13 protein-coding genes are annotated in these 14,652 nt (G+C 69.7%); 8 read left to right on the forward strand and 5 right to left on the reverse strand.

Going from position 1 to position 14,652, the window contains the following annotated elements; all coding sequences use genetic code 11:
• Positions 1 to 238: 238 nt before the first annotated feature.
• Complete coding sequence (locus tag QT382_RS03160; RefSeq protein ID WP_289252592.1) at positions 239 to 1,258, reverse strand: helix-turn-helix domain-containing protein; 1,020 nt, start codon at positions 1,256 to 1,258, stop codon at positions 239 to 241.
• 134 nt (positions 1,259 to 1,392) lie between these two features.
• Between QT382_RS03160 and QT382_RS03165 the strand changes: the two genes are divergently transcribed.
• From QT382_RS03165 to ligA, 3 genes are read left to right on the forward strand one after another with little or no spacing between them, the layout of a single operon-like run.
• Positions 1,393 to 3,546, forward strand: coding sequence for a sensor histidine kinase (locus QT382_RS03165; protein ID WP_289252593.1), 2,154 nt, complete (start codon positions 1,393 to 1,395; stop codon positions 3,544 to 3,546).
• A 31-nt stretch (positions 3,547 to 3,577) separates the two neighbouring features.
• The gene (gene paeA, locus QT382_RS03170) at positions 3,578 to 4,873 is read left to right on the forward strand and encodes a polyamine export protein PaeA (protein WP_289252594.1); all 1,296 of its coding nucleotides are present in this window, start codon (positions 3,578 to 3,580) and stop codon (positions 4,871 to 4,873) included.
• A 17-nt stretch (positions 4,874 to 4,890) separates the two neighbouring features.
• Positions 4,891 to 6,930: an NAD-dependent DNA ligase LigA gene (gene ligA / locus QT382_RS03175; protein WP_289252595.1), complete on the forward strand. Its 2,040-nt coding sequence runs from the start codon at positions 4,891 to 4,893 to the stop codon at positions 6,928 to 6,930.
• Here ligA and QT382_RS03180 read toward each other — a convergent pair.
• The gene (locus QT382_RS03180) at positions 6,927 to 7,646 is read right to left on the reverse strand and encodes an esterase/lipase family protein (protein WP_353957252.1); all 720 of its coding nucleotides are present in this window, start codon (positions 7,644 to 7,646) and stop codon (positions 6,927 to 6,929) included. The two genes, ligA and QT382_RS03180, sit on opposite strands and share 4 nt — an antisense overlap.
• Before the next feature lie 44 nt (positions 7,647 to 7,690).
• Here QT382_RS03180 and QT382_RS03185 point away from each other — a divergent pair, with 44 nt between their 5' ends.
• The 5 genes from QT382_RS03185 (at position 7,691) to QT382_RS03205 (ending at position 11,778) form a co-directional block, all read left to right on the forward strand.
• On the forward strand, positions 7,691 to 8,350 hold the full coding sequence (locus QT382_RS03185) for a response regulator (RefSeq protein ID WP_289254677.1): 660 nt from the start codon (positions 7,691 to 7,693) through the stop codon (positions 8,348 to 8,350).
• Complete coding sequence (locus QT382_RS03190; protein ID WP_289252597.1) at positions 8,350 to 9,726, forward strand: sensor histidine kinase; 1,377 nt, start codon at positions 8,350 to 8,352, stop codon at positions 9,724 to 9,726. The genes QT382_RS03185 and QT382_RS03190 overlap by 1 nt, the downstream gene beginning before the upstream one ends.
• Before the next feature lie 92 nt (positions 9,727 to 9,818).
• Positions 9,819 to 10,721, forward strand: coding sequence for a serine hydrolase domain-containing protein (locus tag QT382_RS03195; protein WP_289252598.1), 903 nt, complete (start codon positions 9,819 to 9,821; stop codon positions 10,719 to 10,721).
• A gap of 90 nt (positions 10,722 to 10,811) precedes the next feature.
• On the forward strand, positions 10,812 to 10,994 hold the full coding sequence (locus tag QT382_RS03200) for a hypothetical protein (RefSeq protein WP_289252599.1): 183 nt from the start codon (positions 10,812 to 10,814) through the stop codon (positions 10,992 to 10,994).
• Between the two features lie 40 nt (positions 10,995 to 11,034).
• Positions 11,035 to 11,778 carry a substrate-binding periplasmic protein gene (locus QT382_RS03205; protein ID WP_289252600.1) on the forward strand — a complete coding sequence of 248 codons (744 nt, stop codon included), beginning with the start codon at positions 11,035 to 11,037 and terminating at the stop codon, positions 11,776 to 11,778.
• A 25-nt stretch (positions 11,779 to 11,803) separates the two neighbouring features.
• Here QT382_RS03205 and QT382_RS03210 read toward each other — a convergent pair whose 3' ends face one another.
• Genes QT382_RS03210 through QT382_RS03220 form a run of 3 tightly spaced genes read right to left on the reverse strand, consistent with a single transcriptional unit; the run spans position 11,804 to position 14,623 of the window.
• A complete protein-coding gene (locus QT382_RS03210; protein WP_289252601.1) occupies positions 11,804 to 12,688 on the reverse strand; it encodes a DMT family transporter in 885 nt (294 codons plus the stop codon).
• On the reverse strand, positions 12,685 to 13,164 hold the full coding sequence (locus QT382_RS03215; RefSeq protein WP_289252602.1) for a methylated-DNA--[protein]-cysteine S-methyltransferase: 480 nt from the start codon (positions 13,162 to 13,164) through the stop codon (positions 12,685 to 12,687). Before QT382_RS03215 ends, QT382_RS03210 begins: the two co-directional genes overlap by 4 nt.
• 4 nt (positions 13,165 to 13,168) lie before the next feature.
• A complete protein-coding gene (locus QT382_RS03220; protein WP_289252603.1) occupies positions 13,169 to 14,623 on the reverse strand; it encodes an Ada metal-binding domain-containing protein in 1,455 nt (484 codons plus the stop codon).
• Positions 14,624 to 14,652 lie beyond the last annotated feature (29 nt).

The raw sequence follows: 14,652 nt of genomic DNA on the forward strand, positions 1-14,652 counted from the left end.
TCGCTGGCGCCGGCCAGGTGTAGGGTCGGCCGGCGGCGTTTCCTGTACGACGGGTACTCCCTCTCCAGCAGCCGCCGCCGCTCGGGCGGGCTGCACTTCAGGCTTGGGTCCGGCCTTTTGGATGCCGTGACTGCCTCAGTAGCGTGCTATTGAAGCGCTCAAAGGGCGTTCATCGCACAGAACTTACCCTTGCCGCTACTTTGGGGACTTGAGTTGGATTCTGATATCTGCTAACGCCTCAAGTGAGGCGCTGCTGGTATTCGCTGGGCGAGCAGCCCAGCACGCGGCGAAAGGCGCGGCTGAAATTGGCCGCGTCGCTGAAGCCCAGCCGCAGCGCCACCTGGGCCACGGTGGCGCCGGGCTCGCGCAGCAGTTCGCAGGCCTGCTCGAAGCGCACCTGCTGGGAGAGGTCGCGGAAGTTGAGGTCTTCCTTCTTCAGGTAGCGGTCCAGCGTGCGCACCGAGACCTTGAGCCGGCGCGCCAGGTCTTCCAGCGTCAGCAGCTCGCCCTGCGATTCGCGCAGCAGCATGGTGATGTACTCGCCCCAGCTGCGGTCGTCGTTGCTGGGGCGCTGGGCCAGGGCGCTGCAGCGCTCGTCCACTTCCTTGAGCACGCGCGGGTCGGCCATGGGCAGGGGACGGTCCAGCAGCTCGCTGTCCATCACCACCCGCACACCGGGAACGGCATGCTCGACGAAATGGAAGCGCACCGGCGCCAGCAGGTCGTAGCGGCGCAGATGCGGCGGCTCGGGCATGGACAGATAGATGTCGAAGGACACCTGGCCCAGCATCATCTGCACCTGGTTCTGGTGGGCCAGGGCCAGCACCTCGTAATAGAAGCGCAGCACTTCCAGCGGCATGGGAATGGCCGGCGTGTAGATCGCCTCGCCGCGGCCGGGCGAGCGCTCGTAGCGCAGCTGGAAGGTCTCGGTCATCAGGTGGTAGTGGCGCACCACCAGGCGCATGACTTCGTCGAAATTGCGGGCGCTGATCATGCCGAAGCCCAGCAGGTCATGCGAGTTCATCTTGATCAGCCGCCCCATCTCGAAGCCGATGTCGCTGCGGCCCGAAAGACGCCGGGCGCTGGCGATGAAGCCTTCGACCTCGCTGGGCAGCAGGGTGGAGTCACGCTGCTCGAAACGCTCGGGCTCGATGCCGGCCATGCGCAGCAGGGCCACCGTGTCCACCCCTTGCTGGCGCAGGGCGTCACACACCAGGGCGAAGTAGCGGACCGGAACCTTGCGGACTGAGCTGCTCATGCGGGCGATGCTAGCGAGCCGTCGGTGCCGGGTCCACGCGTGCAAACACCGCCCCGCAGAAGGATGTCTGCAATTGACTGGTGCTTGGCGGTTCCGGCTATGGGGCGGCACGGCGCGGCTGCCAACAATGCGCCATGTCCGCCGAGCTGCCTGTCCCCTCGCTGCCGGCCGTGCCTCTGCGCAGGCTGGCCCTGCGGCAATGGGGTTTGCGCCTGCGCCGCTGGCGGCCCAGTTTGCGAGGCCAATTGCTGCTGCTGGCGTTGCTGGTGGTGGCACCGCTGGTGGCGCTGGAACTGCGTCAGGCCACCGACGATATGAGGCAGGCCCGCGGCCAGGCCCAGACTCAGGTGCAGGAGCAGGCCGACCGCCTTGCGGCCCAGGCCTCCGCCACGCTGGACCGGGCCCGCCTGATGCTGGAATTCCTGGCCCAGCGGCCGGAGACCGCGGGTCTGGATTCGCGCGCCTGCGGCCAGCTGCTGGAAAGCATGGCCTCGCTGGATCCGCATTGGGCCAACCTGGGCATGGTGGCTGTGGATGGTGTCGCCCTGTGCTCGTCCGTCAGCCCGGCGGGCATCGGTCAGCTGAACTTCCGCAACCGGCCCTGGCTGTTGCGCGGCCTGGCCGCCGCCGGCTTCGCCACCCACGACCTGCGCATGGGCCGCATGGTCGGGCGGCCGGTCATCATGACCACCCATCCGCACCGCGACCGCCAGGGTCGCGTCGACGCGTTGCTGGTGCTGTCGCTGGACGCGAACCGGCTGACCGAGGACTGGATGCCCGCAGCGCTGCCACCGGGCAGCGTCGTCGAATTGAGCGGCCAGGCGGGTTTGCTCCTGAGCCGGCGGGTCGGCACGGTCGATCCCGAGGCCGAGCACTTCGGCGCGGTGGCCAAGGTGGCGGGCAGCGACTGGCTGGTGTCGGTGCGCCAACCGGTGGCGCCGCTGGTGGCTCGGCACGGTGCCAAGCTGCGCGAGGAGTTGCTGCAGCTGCTGGCCTGCGGCTTGATGGCCATGGTGCTGGCGCTGGTGCTGTCTCGCCGCATTTCCGAGCCGCTGCGGGCCCTGACCGATGCCGCCCGGGCCAGCGCGCGTGGCGACCGTGGCGTGCGGGTGCAGGCGCCCCGCGGCGAGCTGCGCTACCTGGCAGAGCAGTTCAACCGCATGCAGGAAGTGCGCGAACGCGGCGAAGACGCCTTGCGCCACAACCTGCAGCTGTTCGAGCTGGCGGCGACCAGCGGCAATGTCTGGTGCTGGGACATCGAGGGCGGCAGCGGCATCCTCCTGGGCACCGCGCGTTCCTTGCTAGGCTTCCCGCTGCAAAACGCCGGCCTGTCCATCGCCGGCTGGCATGAGCTGATCCACGAGGAAGACCGGCCCCAGTTGCGCGAGGCCCTGATCGGCCACCTGCGCTGGCACCGCCCTTATCACCTGGAACTGCGTGCCCGCCATGCCGATGGCTCGGAGCGAATGCTGCAGCTGCGCGGCCAGGCGGTCTGGAACGGCGACGGTCGGGCGGTCCGCATGGCCGGCACGGTGTTCGACGTCACCGAACGCCACCAGGTGCAGCAGGCCCAGCGCCAGCAGGCCCTGGCCGAGGCGGCCAGCGCCGCCAAATCCGGCTTCGTGGCCCGCATGGGCCATGAGCTGCGCACGCCGCTGAACGCCGTGCTCGGCTTTGCCCAGCTGATGGAAGCCGACGCCGCCGAACCCTTGACGCCGGGGCAGAGCCGCCGGCTCCAGCACATCGCCGAGGCCGGCCAGCATCTGCTGGCCCTGATGGACGACATGATGGACACGGCCCGCATCGAGCTGGGCCAGCTGCGTGTGAGTCCGGAGGCCGTGACGCTGGGACCGCTGGTGCAGGCAGTGCAGGACCTGCAGCAGGAGGAGGCGGTGCGCCAGGGCGTGCGCCTGCAGCCGCTGTCCGTCGGCCGAGAGGGACTGCAGGTGCGGGCCGATCCGCTGCGGCTGCGCCAGGTGCTGCTGAACCTGATCAGCAATGCCATCAAGTACAACCGGCCCGGCGGCAAGGTCAGGCTGTCGGCCTGGGCCGAAGGCGCCCAGGTCTGCCTCAGCGTCGAAGACGAGGGCCCCGGCTTCAGCGAAGCCCAGCTGGCCCAGCTGTTCCAGCCCTACAACCGCCTGGGCCGCGAGCGCTCCGGAATCCCCGGCGTCGGCCTGGGCCTGGCCCTGACCCGCCAGCTGCTGGAGCTGATGCAGGGCAGCCTCGAAATCGGCAACGCGCCGGGCCGCGGCTGCCGGGCGTTGGTGAGGCTACAGGCCGTCTGAACGCCTGGAAGCGGCAGCTACACTGCCGCGCATGAGTTCCAGCCTGCTGCTGATCGCGCTGCTGATCGCCGCCAGCGCCTTCTTCTCCATCGCCGAAATCTCGCTGGCCTCGGCCCGCCGCCTGAAGCTGCAGCAGCTGGCCGACGAGGGCCAGGCCCGCGCCGCCCAGGTGCTGGCCATGCAGGAGCGGCCGGGCTACTACTTCACCGTGGTGCAGATCGGCGTCAACACCCTGGCCATCCTGGCCGGCAGCGTCGGCGAGGGCGTGCTGTCGCCGCATTACGAGGCCGGCCTGCGCCTGTTCATGGCGCCCGAATCCGCCGCGAGCTGGGCCTTCGCGGCCTCGTTCGCCTCGGTCACCGGCCTGTTCATCGTGCTGGCCGATCTGCTGCCCAAGCGGCTCTCCATGAACGAGCCCGAGCGCATGGCCATGGCGGTGATCGCGCCCATGCTTTTCCTGGTGGCCCTGCTCAAGCCCCTGGCCTGGACCTTCAGCGCGCTGTCCGACCTCCTGATACGCCTGCTGGGCCGCCCGGCCGGCCGCGACGAGCGCATCACCCATGACGACATCCTGGCCCTGACCGAGGCCGGCAACCAGGCCGGTTCGGTGGCCGACGCCGAGCACCAGGTCATCGCCAATGTGTTCGAGCTCGACACCCGCCGCGTCGAGAGTGCCATGACCACGCGCGAGCGCATCGTCTACCTTTCGCTGGACGACGACGAGGCCCTGATACGGACCCGCATCGCCGAGGACCCGCATTCCACCTACCTGGTCTGCGACGGCGAGATCGATGCCGTGGTCGGCTATGTCGATGCCACCGACCTGTTCCAGCGCGTGCTGCGCGACGAGCCACTGGCGCTGCGCGACAACAGCGCCCTGGTCAAGAAGGTGCTGATCGTGCCGGACCGGATCACGCTGTCCGAGGTGCTGATCCAGTTCCGCGAGAAGCTCGAGGACTTCGCCGTCATCGTCAACGAATACAGCCTGGTGGTCGGCGTGATCACCCTGAACGACGTGATGAGCACGGTGATGGGCAGCCTGGTGGCCTCGCACGACGAGGAGCAGATCGTGCGCCGCGACGACGGCAGCTACCTGGCCGACGGCATCACGCCCATCCCCGACGTGCAGCGTGCGCTGGAGCTGGAGGCCTGGCCGCATGCCGGCCAGTACGACACCCTGGCCGGCTTCCTGATGGTGATGCTGCGCCGCATCCCCAGACGCACCGACCAGGTGGTCTGGGAGGGCTGGCGCTTCGAGGTGGTGGACGTGGACAGCCACCGGGTCGACCAGGTGATGATCACTCGCGTGCCGGCGGCCAATTCCTGAGAGTTTCTTGTTTCCCCATGACAGCCCCTGACACCGCGAGCCAACGCGCCGCCGAGCTGCGCGAGCAGCTCCACCACCATGCCCACCTGTACTACGTGCTCGACGCGCCCGAGCTGCCCGATGCCGAGTACGACAAGCTGTTCCAGGAACTGCAGGCGCTGGAGGCCGCCCATCCCGAGCTGCTGACGCCCGATTCGCCGACGCAGCGCGTCATCGGCCAGGTGCTGGATGGCTTCACGCCGGTGGTGCATGCCGTGCCCATGCTGAGCATCCGCACCGAGACCGACACCGAGGACACGGGCGCGATCAGCTTCGACGAGCGGGTGCGCAAGCAGCTGGAGCTGGGTGAGGGCGATGCGGCGGTCGAGTATTCGGCCGAGCTCAAGTTCGACGGCCTGGCGATCAATCTTCGCTACGAGCAAGGACTGCTGGTGCAGGCCGCCACGCGCGGCGATGGCGAGACCGGCGAGGACGTGAGCCAGAACATCCGCTCCATAGGCCAGATCCCGCTGCGCCTGAAGGGCGTGAGCGCGCCGGTGCTGGAGATCCGCGGTGAGGTCTACATGCGCCGCGACGACTTTGACCAGCTCAACGAGCGCCAGCGCGAGCTGGGCGAGAAGACCTTCGTCAACCCGCGCAACACGGCGGCCGGCGCGGTGCGCCAGCTGGACCCGGAGCAGGCGCGCAAGAAGCCGCTGAGCTTCTACGCCTACGGCCTGGGCGAGATCCAGGGCTGGGACGTGCCCGAGACCCATTCGGGCCTGCTGGACGCGATGCTGGCCATGGGCCTGCCGGTCTGCGAGCACCGGGTCGTGGCCCGGGGCGCGGCCGGCCTGGTCGAGTTCCATCGCCGGGTCGCCCAGCTGCGCGACAGCCTGCCGTTCGACATCGACGGCGTGGTCTACAAGGTCAACAGCCGCGCGCTGCAGCAGCGCCTGGGCTTCGTCACCCGCGAGCCGCGCTGGGCCGTGGCCCACAAGTACCCGGCGCAGGAGCAGCTGACCCGGCTCAACGGCATCGAGATCCAGGTCGGCCGCACCGGCAAGCTGACGCCGGTAGCCAAGCTGGAGCCGGTCTTCGTCGGCGGCACCACGGTCAGCAATGCCACGCTGCACAACGTCTTCGAGCTCCGCCGCAAGGGCGTGCGAATCGGCGACCAGGTGATCGTGCGAAGGGCCGGCGACGTGATTCCCGAGGTGGTGGGCGTCGTCAAGTCGGCGCGCGCCGCCTATGTGCCCAACTTCCGCATGCCGCGGGCCTGCCCGGTCTGCGGCAGTGCCACCGAACGCGAAAAGGGCGGCATGGACTACCGCTGCTCGGGCGGCCTGTCCTGCCCGGCCCAGGTCAAGCAGGCCATGCTGCATTTCGCCGGCCGCCGGGCCATGGACATCGAGGGCCTGGGCGACAAGCTGGTCGACCAGCTGGTCGATGGCGGCGTGGTCACCTCGCTGCCCGGCCTCTACAAGCTCGGCGTGGCCAGGCTGGCGGCGCTGGAGCGCATGGCCGAGAAGAGCGCGCAGAACATCGTCGATGCGCTGGACAAGAGCAAGAGCACGACGCTGGGCCGCTTCCTGTTCGCGCTGGGCATACGCCAGGTCGGCGAGACCACGGCCAAGGACCTGGCCCGGCATTTCGGCAGCCTGGATGCGCTGATGGACGCCTCGCAGGAGCAGCTGCTGCAGGTCAAGGACGTGGGGCCCATCGTGGCCCACAGCATCCACACCTTCTTCGCCCAGCCGCACAACCGCGAGGCGGTGGAACAGCTGCGCGCGGCCGGCGTGCACTGGCCCGAAGGCGAGGGCGCTGCCGCGGCCCAGGGCCCTCAGCCGCTGATGGGCAAGACCCTGGTGCTGACCGGCACCTTTCCCACGCTCAGCCGCGACGAGGCCAAGGACCTGATCGAGGCGGCCGGTGGCAAGGTCAGTGGCTCGGTGTCCAAGAAGACCCACTACGTGATCGCCGGGGCCGAGGCCGGCTCCAAGCTGGACAAGGCCCAGGAGCTGGGGGTGACTGTGCTGGACGAGCAGGGCCTTCGCGAACTGCTGGCCGCCGGCTAGCCGGCCCGGGCGCTCGCCGACTCGGCCTCGAACCAGGCCCGCATGGCCTGCAGGGCGGGTCCGTGGGCGGGGATGAAGGCATGGCTGACTCGCATGGGCACCGCCTGCTCAAAGTCTTGCGGCGCAACCTCGTCGCGGGTCAGCATGCCGTCGTGCCAGTTGCCGAAGCCGACCAGCAGACCCAGCACACCCAACCAAGGCCAGGTGCCGTACACACAGGCCGTCGGCACGGCCGGTCGGCCGATGGCCTGCATGGCCTCCGCGTCGGCCGCCAGCTGGCCGCATTCGCCGGTCAGCCGCCGATAGAGCCGCCAATGCCGGAAGCGGCTCGACAAGGTCGAGGCAGCGGACGGCGAGGCCAGCATTACCAGGCGATGCGGCAAGGGGAGGTCGAAGCTGGCGTCGAGCAGCACCCGACGGGCCAGCACGCCGCCGAATGAATAGCCGATCAGCTGGTAGTCGCCGCTGGCAGCGATGCTTGCAAGCAGCTGGGCTAGTCGGGCCTCGATGTCGCCGATGGATTCGCTGCCGGCCCGGTAGTCGAAGCAATGGACTTCGTAGCCCTCCGCGGCAAAGAAGCGCCGCAGTTGTTTCCGCATTGCGGCGCGGCCGCCTATCCCGTCCACAAACACCAGCTGCCTGACCATGAATCGCCTCTCTCCATCTCTTTTCGATGGCCGGCAGTATCGGGCAGCGTCACTGCACCGAACCGGCATGACCTAGAAGCGCCGTCATGCCCCGCATCGACAATCCGGCCACGATGCACATCCTGATGATCGAAGACGACATGGACCTGGGCCGGGCGCTGCAGAGCGCGCTGCGCCTGGAGGGCCACACCAGCACCTGGCTGCGGCGCGCGGCCGATGCGCCTCTCAAGCTCGATCCCGCTGAACAGGAGGCCGTGCTGCTGGACCTGGGTCTGCCCGACGGCAGCGGCCAGGACCTGCTGCAGCGCTGGCGCCAGCAGGGCGCCAGCACGCCCATCGTGGTGATGACAGCCCGCTCGGCCCTCGAGGACAAGCTGGCGGGCTTCGACGGCGGCGCCGACGACTATGTGGTCAAGCCTTTCGAGCTGCCCGAGCTGCTGGTACGGCTGCGCGCCGTGCTGCGCCGCGCGGCTCAGCAGGCCAGTGACATCTGGCAGTTCGGCGCGCTGACCATAGAGCCGCGCCGGCACCGGGCCTTGCTCAATGGCGAGGCGCTGGCGCTGTCGCCGCGCGAATACCAGCTGCTGTTTGAGCTGGCCAAGGAGCGAGGCGCCGTGCTGGCCAAGCCGCTGCTGGCCCAGCGCCTGGAGCCGCTGGGCGAGGCGCTGGACTTCGGCGCGCTGGAGGTGCACCTGTCCAATCTGCGCCGCAAGATTGGCGCCGAGCGCATAGGTACGCAGCGGGGCGTCGGCTACTGGCTGGAGTCGCTCTGATGAAGATGCCGAGTTGGTTGAAGCCCAGCCTGGCCCGGCGCCTGGTCGGCAGCCTGATGCTGGCGTTTGTGCTGGTGTCGGCCGCCCTGGTGGCGCAGAGCTGGTTCGAATACCAGGCCTCGATGGAAAGCAACCCCGGCGTCCGCCAGTACGGCAAGCTGCTGGCGGCGGCGATGGAAGCAGTGGATGACGAAGCCAGCGCGGCGCGGGTGGTGGCGGCGCTGCTGAAGCGGACCAATCAGATGCGCCGCGAGGCCGCGCTGCTGCCTGGCGAAATCCTGATCCAGCTGTTCGATCGCCAGGGCCGACGCCTCTACGCCAGCGCCGAATCGCCGGTCATCGAAAAACCGGGCCTGGCCGAGCAGCAGATGCTGGGCCAGCGCCACTGGACCTGGCGCGAGGACGGGCCGCGCTGGTCGGTGCGCGTGGCCGAACCGGCGCTGGCGGACCGCAGCGTGCTGAGCTGGCTGCTCTTCGATCTGGGCCGCTCGCTGCTGATCGCCTTCCCGCTGGTGCTGCTGCCGATCTGGCTGGCGGTCTACACCGGCCTGGCGCCGCTGCGCCGGCTGGCGCGCCGCCTGGCCAGTGTCGATGCCGATCCCAGGCTGGCGCCGCTGGGCGTCGATCTGCGCTATGCCGAGCTGCGTCCGCTCGGCACTGCCTTCGATGCGCTGCTGGAGCGCCTGCGCAAGCGGCTGGCGCGCGAGCGCGCCTTCGTGCACGACGCCGCCCATGAGCTGCGCACGCCGCTGGCCGTGATCGCCACCCAGACCCATGTGCTCACGGCGGCCCAGGATGAAGCCGAGCGGCAACAGGCTTCGGCCCAGCTCCTGGCCTCGATACGCCGCACCGCACACCTGTCGCAGCAGCTGCTGGATCTGGCGGCGCTGGACCGCGAGCCGACCCGCGAGGCCGAGCCGGTGGATTTGGCCGGCCTCAGCGCCCAGATGCTGGCGGCTCAGGGCAAGCTGGCCCGCGAACGCGGCGTGCTGCTGGAGCTGGACGCGCCCGAGCAGCTGAGCTGGAAGCTGGACCTGACGGCCTTCCAGTCGGTGCTGCAGAACCTGATAGACAACGCCCTGCGCTATGTGCCGCGCGGCAGCCGGATCGAGGTCAGCCTGGCGCGTCACGAATCCGGGCTGAGCCTGGCGGTCAGCGACGATGGCGACGGCATTGCGCCCGAGCGCCGTGAGCTGGTGTTCGAGCGCTTCTGGCGCGGCCACCATCCCGACCAGCCGGGTAGCGGCCTGGGCCTGGCCATCGTCCAGCAGGCGGTGCGCCGCCTGGGCGGCAAGCTGAGCCTGCGCGACGGGCTGTCCAACGCCCGCGGCGGCCATGGCGCCCGCTTCGAGATCCTGATCTTTGGCCAGTCTTAAGCCTGTGTTTTCCAGAATGCTTCCATCGACAACGACGAGGGAGCAGGGAGATGGGAAAGCAGGCAATGGCGCCGCTGAGAAGGCGGCAACTGATGGCCTGGCTGGGAGCGGCCGCGGCCGCGTCAAGCCTGCCGGGCTGCGGTGGCGGTGGCGGCAAGTCGCTGACCGACCCGGTCGCTGAGCTGGAGCGCTACAAGGCCCAGCAGAAGCTGGACGAACAGGCGGCGGCCAGCCGCCAGGATGGCCTGGTCGGCGTGGTGCTGGCTCGGCTGGACGGCCCGGATGCCGAACTCTTGCGTTCGGCCGCCGGCAGCACCCGATTGAGTGGCGGCCGTGCCCTCAAGGGCAACGAGCGATTCATCATCGGTTCCAACACCAAGGCCATGACCGCGGCCCTGGCGGCCCTGTGCGTGGAGCGCGGCCTGCTGCGCTGGGACAGCAAGCCGGCGGAACTGCTGCCCGAGCTGCGCGGACAGATGCATGCCGGCTTCCAGGACCTGACGCTGGCCCTGCTGCTGGATCATCTGGGCGGCCTCATGGCCTTCTCCGAGGAAGCGGATGCGATGAAGTTCGCCGACTTCCTGGAAGGCTTTGCTGGCGCCTTGCCCGGCACGCCGTCTGGCCGGCGCAGCTTCATGGCCTCCTGGTTGTTGGCGCAAGCGCCGGCAGCCAAGGTGGGACAGGAGTTCCTGTATTCCAACGCCGGCTACACCCTGGCCGCCTCGATGCTGGAAGCCGCTGCAGGCCAGGACTTCGAGCTGATGTTCGAGAGTCTGCTGGCCAAGCCCCTGAAGCTGGATGTGCAATGGCGTCATCCGCTGGGCGACGACCAGCCCCAAGGCCATGTGGGCGAGGCCGCCTCGCAGCTGCGGGCCTGGCAGCCGCTGCGGGAGGATTGGCAGGTCTGGATGGATGTGATGGGCCCTTCCGGCTCGGCCAATCTGAGCATTGCCGGCTACTGTGAATGGCAGCGCTTGCATCTGCAGGCCTTCTAGGGCCGCGGCACGCCGCTGCCGGCGGCCTACCTCAGCCGCATCAAGGGCCTGAAGTCGGGGCAGTACGCGCTCGGCTGGCTGGGCTCCGAGGTGGAGGGCCGGGCCCTGATCTTCCACACCGGCGCCGATGAGGGCTTCATGGCCATCGCCGGCATGACGCTGGACGGCAAGCGGGCCTTCGCCGCCATGACCAACACCTTCGGCTATCGACCGGATGGCAGCAGCTGGACGATGGATTCCCTGGGCCGTGCGGCCGAAGTCCTGATGAAGTAGGGGCTGCGCTAGCATGGCTGCAGCCGCAGGAGCCGCAGCCATGCAACGACGGACTTTCAGCCTTGCCCTGGCCACCAGCCCCGGCCTGCTTCGCGCAGTGCCGGGGCCGGCTTCAACCCGGGTGCTGGTGGGGGATGCGGCGCCGTATTCCTACCGCAGGGCCGATGGCGCGCTGCAAGGCGCGGCCGTCGAAATCCTGCAACTCGCCGCCACGCGCCTCAAGCGCGAAGTGCGCCTGGAGTTGATGCCTTTCGCGCGCATCCTGCACGAGGCCGCGCGGCCTGAGCCCTTGCTGGTGATGCCGCCGGCCCGGCTGCCGGCGCGCGAGGATCTGCTGTTGTGGCTGGCGCCGATGATCGACGTGCGCTTCATGTTGTTCGCCCTGGCCGACAGCAAGGTCGATATTGCCAGCCTCGATGCCGCACGAGCCTTGAAGGTCGGCGGCCTGCGGTCCGCGGGCATGGTCGAGCTGATCGAATCCGCCGGCTTCAGGAAGCTCGAGATGGTGGCCAGCAACGAAACGGCCCTGCGCATGCTCAAGGCCGGACGCGTCGAGGCTTTGCTGACCGCCGACCATTCGGTCTGTCACGGTCTGCGCGAAATGGGCATGCCCTATTCGGCCGTGCGCGAAGGCGCCCTGCTGCAGAAGGTGCAGCTCTGGCTCGCCGCCTCCAAGGCGCTGCCCGAGCCCGAGTTGCAGGCCTGGCGCCAGGCGGTGGAGGCGCTGCGCCGCGAAGGCCTGGTCGAGCCGGTGCTGAGGCGGGCCGGCCTGCTGGCCGGCTGAAGCAGGACGCTCAGCCCGGCCTGAGTCAGGCCAGCTTCTGCCGGGCCGGCGCCTTGATCAGGCCCACGGCCAGGGCCGTGCCCAGCAGCACGATGGCGCAGCCGGCCAGCATGTGCAGCGTCAAGGATTCGCCCAGGAACAGCCCGCCCCACAACAGGGCGAACACCGGGATCAGAAAGGTCACGGCCAGCGCATTGGTCGGGCCGACGCGCTGCAGCAGGCGGAAGTAAAGGATGTAGGCCAGGCCCGAACACAGCAGGGCCAGGCCGACCACGCTGACCCAGGCGCGCGGCTCCGGCGTCGTGGCCGGCCAGAACCAAAGGGCGAAAGGCAGCAGCCAGACGGTGGCGGCGATCTGGCTGCCGGCGGCCTGGGTCATGGCCGAGACATTCGCCAGGTAGCGCTTGGTGAAGCTGGCCGACAGGCCGTAGCTCAGCGTGGCGCCCAGGCAGGCCAGGATGGCCCAGCCGCTGCCGCCGGGCTTGAACGAGGCCTGGTCCCAGGCCAGGAAGACCACGCCACCGAAGCCCACGACCAGGCCCAGCACCCGCATGGCATCCAGGCGCTGGCTGAGCCAGACGAAGGCCACCAGGGCGCCCCACAGCGGCGTGGTGGCATTGAGGATGCTGGACAGGCCGGCCGTGATTGCCAGCGCGGCATAGGAGAACAGCACGAAGGGAATGGCGCTGGTCAGGAGCCCCAGGCCCAGCATGGGCCGCCAGACGCTGCGCAGCTCGGCCAGGCCCTGGCGGTGCATGAGTATGGGCAGCAGGAAAAGGGCGGCGCCCAGCACCCGCAGGCCGGCCAGGGTCAGGGGCCCGAAGGCCGGCGCGCCCCAGCGCAGGAACAGGAAGCTGGCGCCCCAGACGGCGGCGAGCAGCAGCAGTTCGGCGAGATCCGACGACTTCATTGCAGCAGGCCCTCCAGCTTGAGCAGGGACTGCTTGCGCTCCAGGCCGCCGGCATAGCCGGTCAGCGAGCCATCGCGGCCCAGCACCCGATGGCAGGGAATCAGGATGGAGACCGGGTTGCGCCCCACGGCCGCGCCGACCGCACGGGCCGCCTCGGGCCGGCCCAGCTGCGCGGCCAGCTCGCCATAGCTGCGGCTCTGGCCGGCCGGGATCTCGAGCAGGGCGCGCCAGACGGCCTGCTGGAATTCCGTGCCCCGCGGTGACAGGGGCAGGTCTTTCGGCAAGACCTGGCCCTCGAAATAGGCAGCCAGCGCGGAGGCGACCTGGTCCAGCAGCGGGTCATGTTCGACCAGCGGCGCTTCTAGCGGGCCGGGGTGGTGCTTCTGGCCATCGAACCAGAGGCCGACCAGGCCCTGGTCGTCGCGCAGCGCGGTCAGCGGGCCCAGCGGGGTGGCAATGCGTTGTTGAGCCTGCATGGCTTCATTTCCTCGTTGTCTTGGGCGCAGCGGCGGCGGCCTCGCGCCACAGCTGCAGGACCGCATAGCTGCGGTAGGGCTGCCAGGCGCCGCCGTCCTGGGGGAACGGGCGTCCGTCCAGCATTTTCTTCAACACCACGTCGCCCGGCGGAAAGGCATCGGGCCAGCTCCAGCCGCGCATCAGCATGTAGCCGGCAGTCCAGGGGCCTATGCCGGGCAGCTCGCAGAGCTCGGCCGCAGCAGCAGCCTGGTCGCCGCTGCCTTGGGCGAAGGCCAGGCTGTTCCATTGCCGGGCCAGGGCGATCAGGGTCTCGGCACGGCGGCGGATGATGCCCAGCTCGGCGATCTGCGAGACATCGGCCTCGACAAAGGCCACGGGCCGCGGGAACAGATGGCTCAGGCCGTCGGGCGCGTCGGCCAGCGGCTCGCCAAAGCGCTGGACCAGACGCGAGGCCAGCGTGCGCGCCGCCGCCACGGTGACCTGCTGGCCCAGCACGGCGCGCACCGCCAGCTCGAAGCGGTCCAGGCAGCCGGGCAGGCGCAGGCCGGGTGTGGGGTTCAGCGTCCCCAGGGCCTCGGCGATCACCTCGGGCTCGGCGTCCAGGTCCAGCCAGCGTCGCAGGCTTGGCAGCAAGCGGCCGACGGCCGGCCACAGCGAGGGCGACAGGCGGACCAGGGCCTGCTGGCGCTGCTCGTCGAAGCTCAGCTGAAGATGGCCGCGCAGGCTCTGGCCGGCCTGCTCGATGCTCAGCGTGCGGCTCAGCGTTCTCGCTGCCAGGTCCACCTGCTCGACGCCGGGAATGGCACGGGCGTGCAGGAACTGCAGGAGCGCCTCCACCGCATAGGGCGGCCGGTAGCCCAGGCGCAGCGCGCGGGTCTCGCTGCCAGGCGACGCGGCCTGCTTGCGCAGGCTGCCGGGCTGCAGGCGGTAGTGCTCGAGGAAGGCGGCATTGAAGCGGCGCAGGCTGGCGAACCCGGAAGCCGCCGCCACCTCGGTGATGTTCAGATCGCTGTCGGTCAGCAATTGCTTGGCCAGCAGCAGGCGGCGGGTCTGCAGGTATTGCAGCGGCGTCACGCCCTGTTCGGCCGCGAAGATGCGGCGCAGGTGGCGGTCGGTGATGCCCAGGCGTTCGGCGAGCTGCTCGATGGAAGGTGGCTCGGCCACCGAGGCGTTGATCAGCTCGGCCGCCTGGCGGGCCAGCGTGCGGGAGGCGTCCATCACGCTGAACGCCTGGCCCGGCGCCAGCTCCGGCCGGCACTTGAGGCAGGGCCGGAAACGCTCGGCCTCGGCCTGGGCGGCGCTGGCGAAGAAGCGGCAGTTGGCGACCTTGGGCGTGCGCACCCGGCAGACCGGCCGGCAGTAGACGCCGGTCGAGGTCACGCCGACGAAGAAGCGGCCGTCGAAGCGGGCGTCGCGGGCCACGAGGGCGGGATAGCAGTGGGCGGCGTCAAGGCTCATGGACGCATCTTAGGCAGCGGCGGCGGCCA

This window comes from Pelomonas sp. SE-A7, assembly GCF_030345705.1.
Taxonomy (GTDB): Bacteria; Pseudomonadota; Gammaproteobacteria; order Burkholderiales; family Burkholderiaceae_C; genus JAUASW01.

Bases quoted from the DNA above. Each gene is read 5' to 3' on its own strand.
- QT382_RS03160 (WP_289252592.1), bottom strand. From the start codon at position 1,258: ATGAGCAGCTCAGTCCGCAAGGTTCCGGTCCGCTACTTCGCCCTGGTG.
- QT382_RS03210 (WP_289252601.1), bottom strand. From the start codon at position 12,688: ATGAAGTCGTCGGATCTCGCCGAACTGCTGCTGCTCGCCGCCGTCTGG.
- paeA (WP_289252594.1), top strand. From the start codon at position 3,578: ATGAGTTCCAGCCTGCTGCTGATCGCGCTGCTGATCGCCGCCAGCGCC.
- QT382_RS03180 (WP_353957252.1), bottom strand. From the start codon at position 7,646: ATGCCGGTTCGGTGCAGTGACGCTGCCCGATACTGCCGGCCATCGAAA.
- QT382_RS03195 (WP_289252598.1), top strand. From the start codon at position 9,819: ATGGCCTGGCTGGGAGCGGCCGCGGCCGCGTCAAGCCTGCCGGGCTGC.
- QT382_RS03220 (WP_289252603.1), bottom strand. From the start codon at position 14,623: ATGAGCCTTGACGCCGCCCACTGCTATCCCGCCCTCGTGGCCCGCGAC.
- QT382_RS03205 (WP_289252600.1), top strand. From the start codon at position 11,035: ATGCAACGACGGACTTTCAGCCTTGCCCTGGCCACCAGCCCCGGCCTG.
- ligA (WP_289252595.1), top strand. From the start codon at position 4,891: ATGACAGCCCCTGACACCGCGAGCCAACGCGCCGCCGAGCTGCGCGAG.
- QT382_RS03215 (WP_289252602.1), bottom strand. From the start codon at position 13,164: ATGCAGGCTCAACAACGCATTGCCACCCCGCTGGGCCCGCTGACCGCG.
- QT382_RS03185 (WP_289254677.1), top strand. From the start codon at position 7,691: ATGCACATCCTGATGATCGAAGACGACATGGACCTGGGCCGGGCGCTG.
- QT382_RS03190 (WP_289252597.1), top strand. From the start codon at position 8,350: ATGAAGATGCCGAGTTGGTTGAAGCCCAGCCTGGCCCGGCGCCTGGTC.
- QT382_RS03165 (WP_289252593.1), top strand. From the start codon at position 1,393: ATGTCCGCCGAGCTGCCTGTCCCCTCGCTGCCGGCCGTGCCTCTGCGC.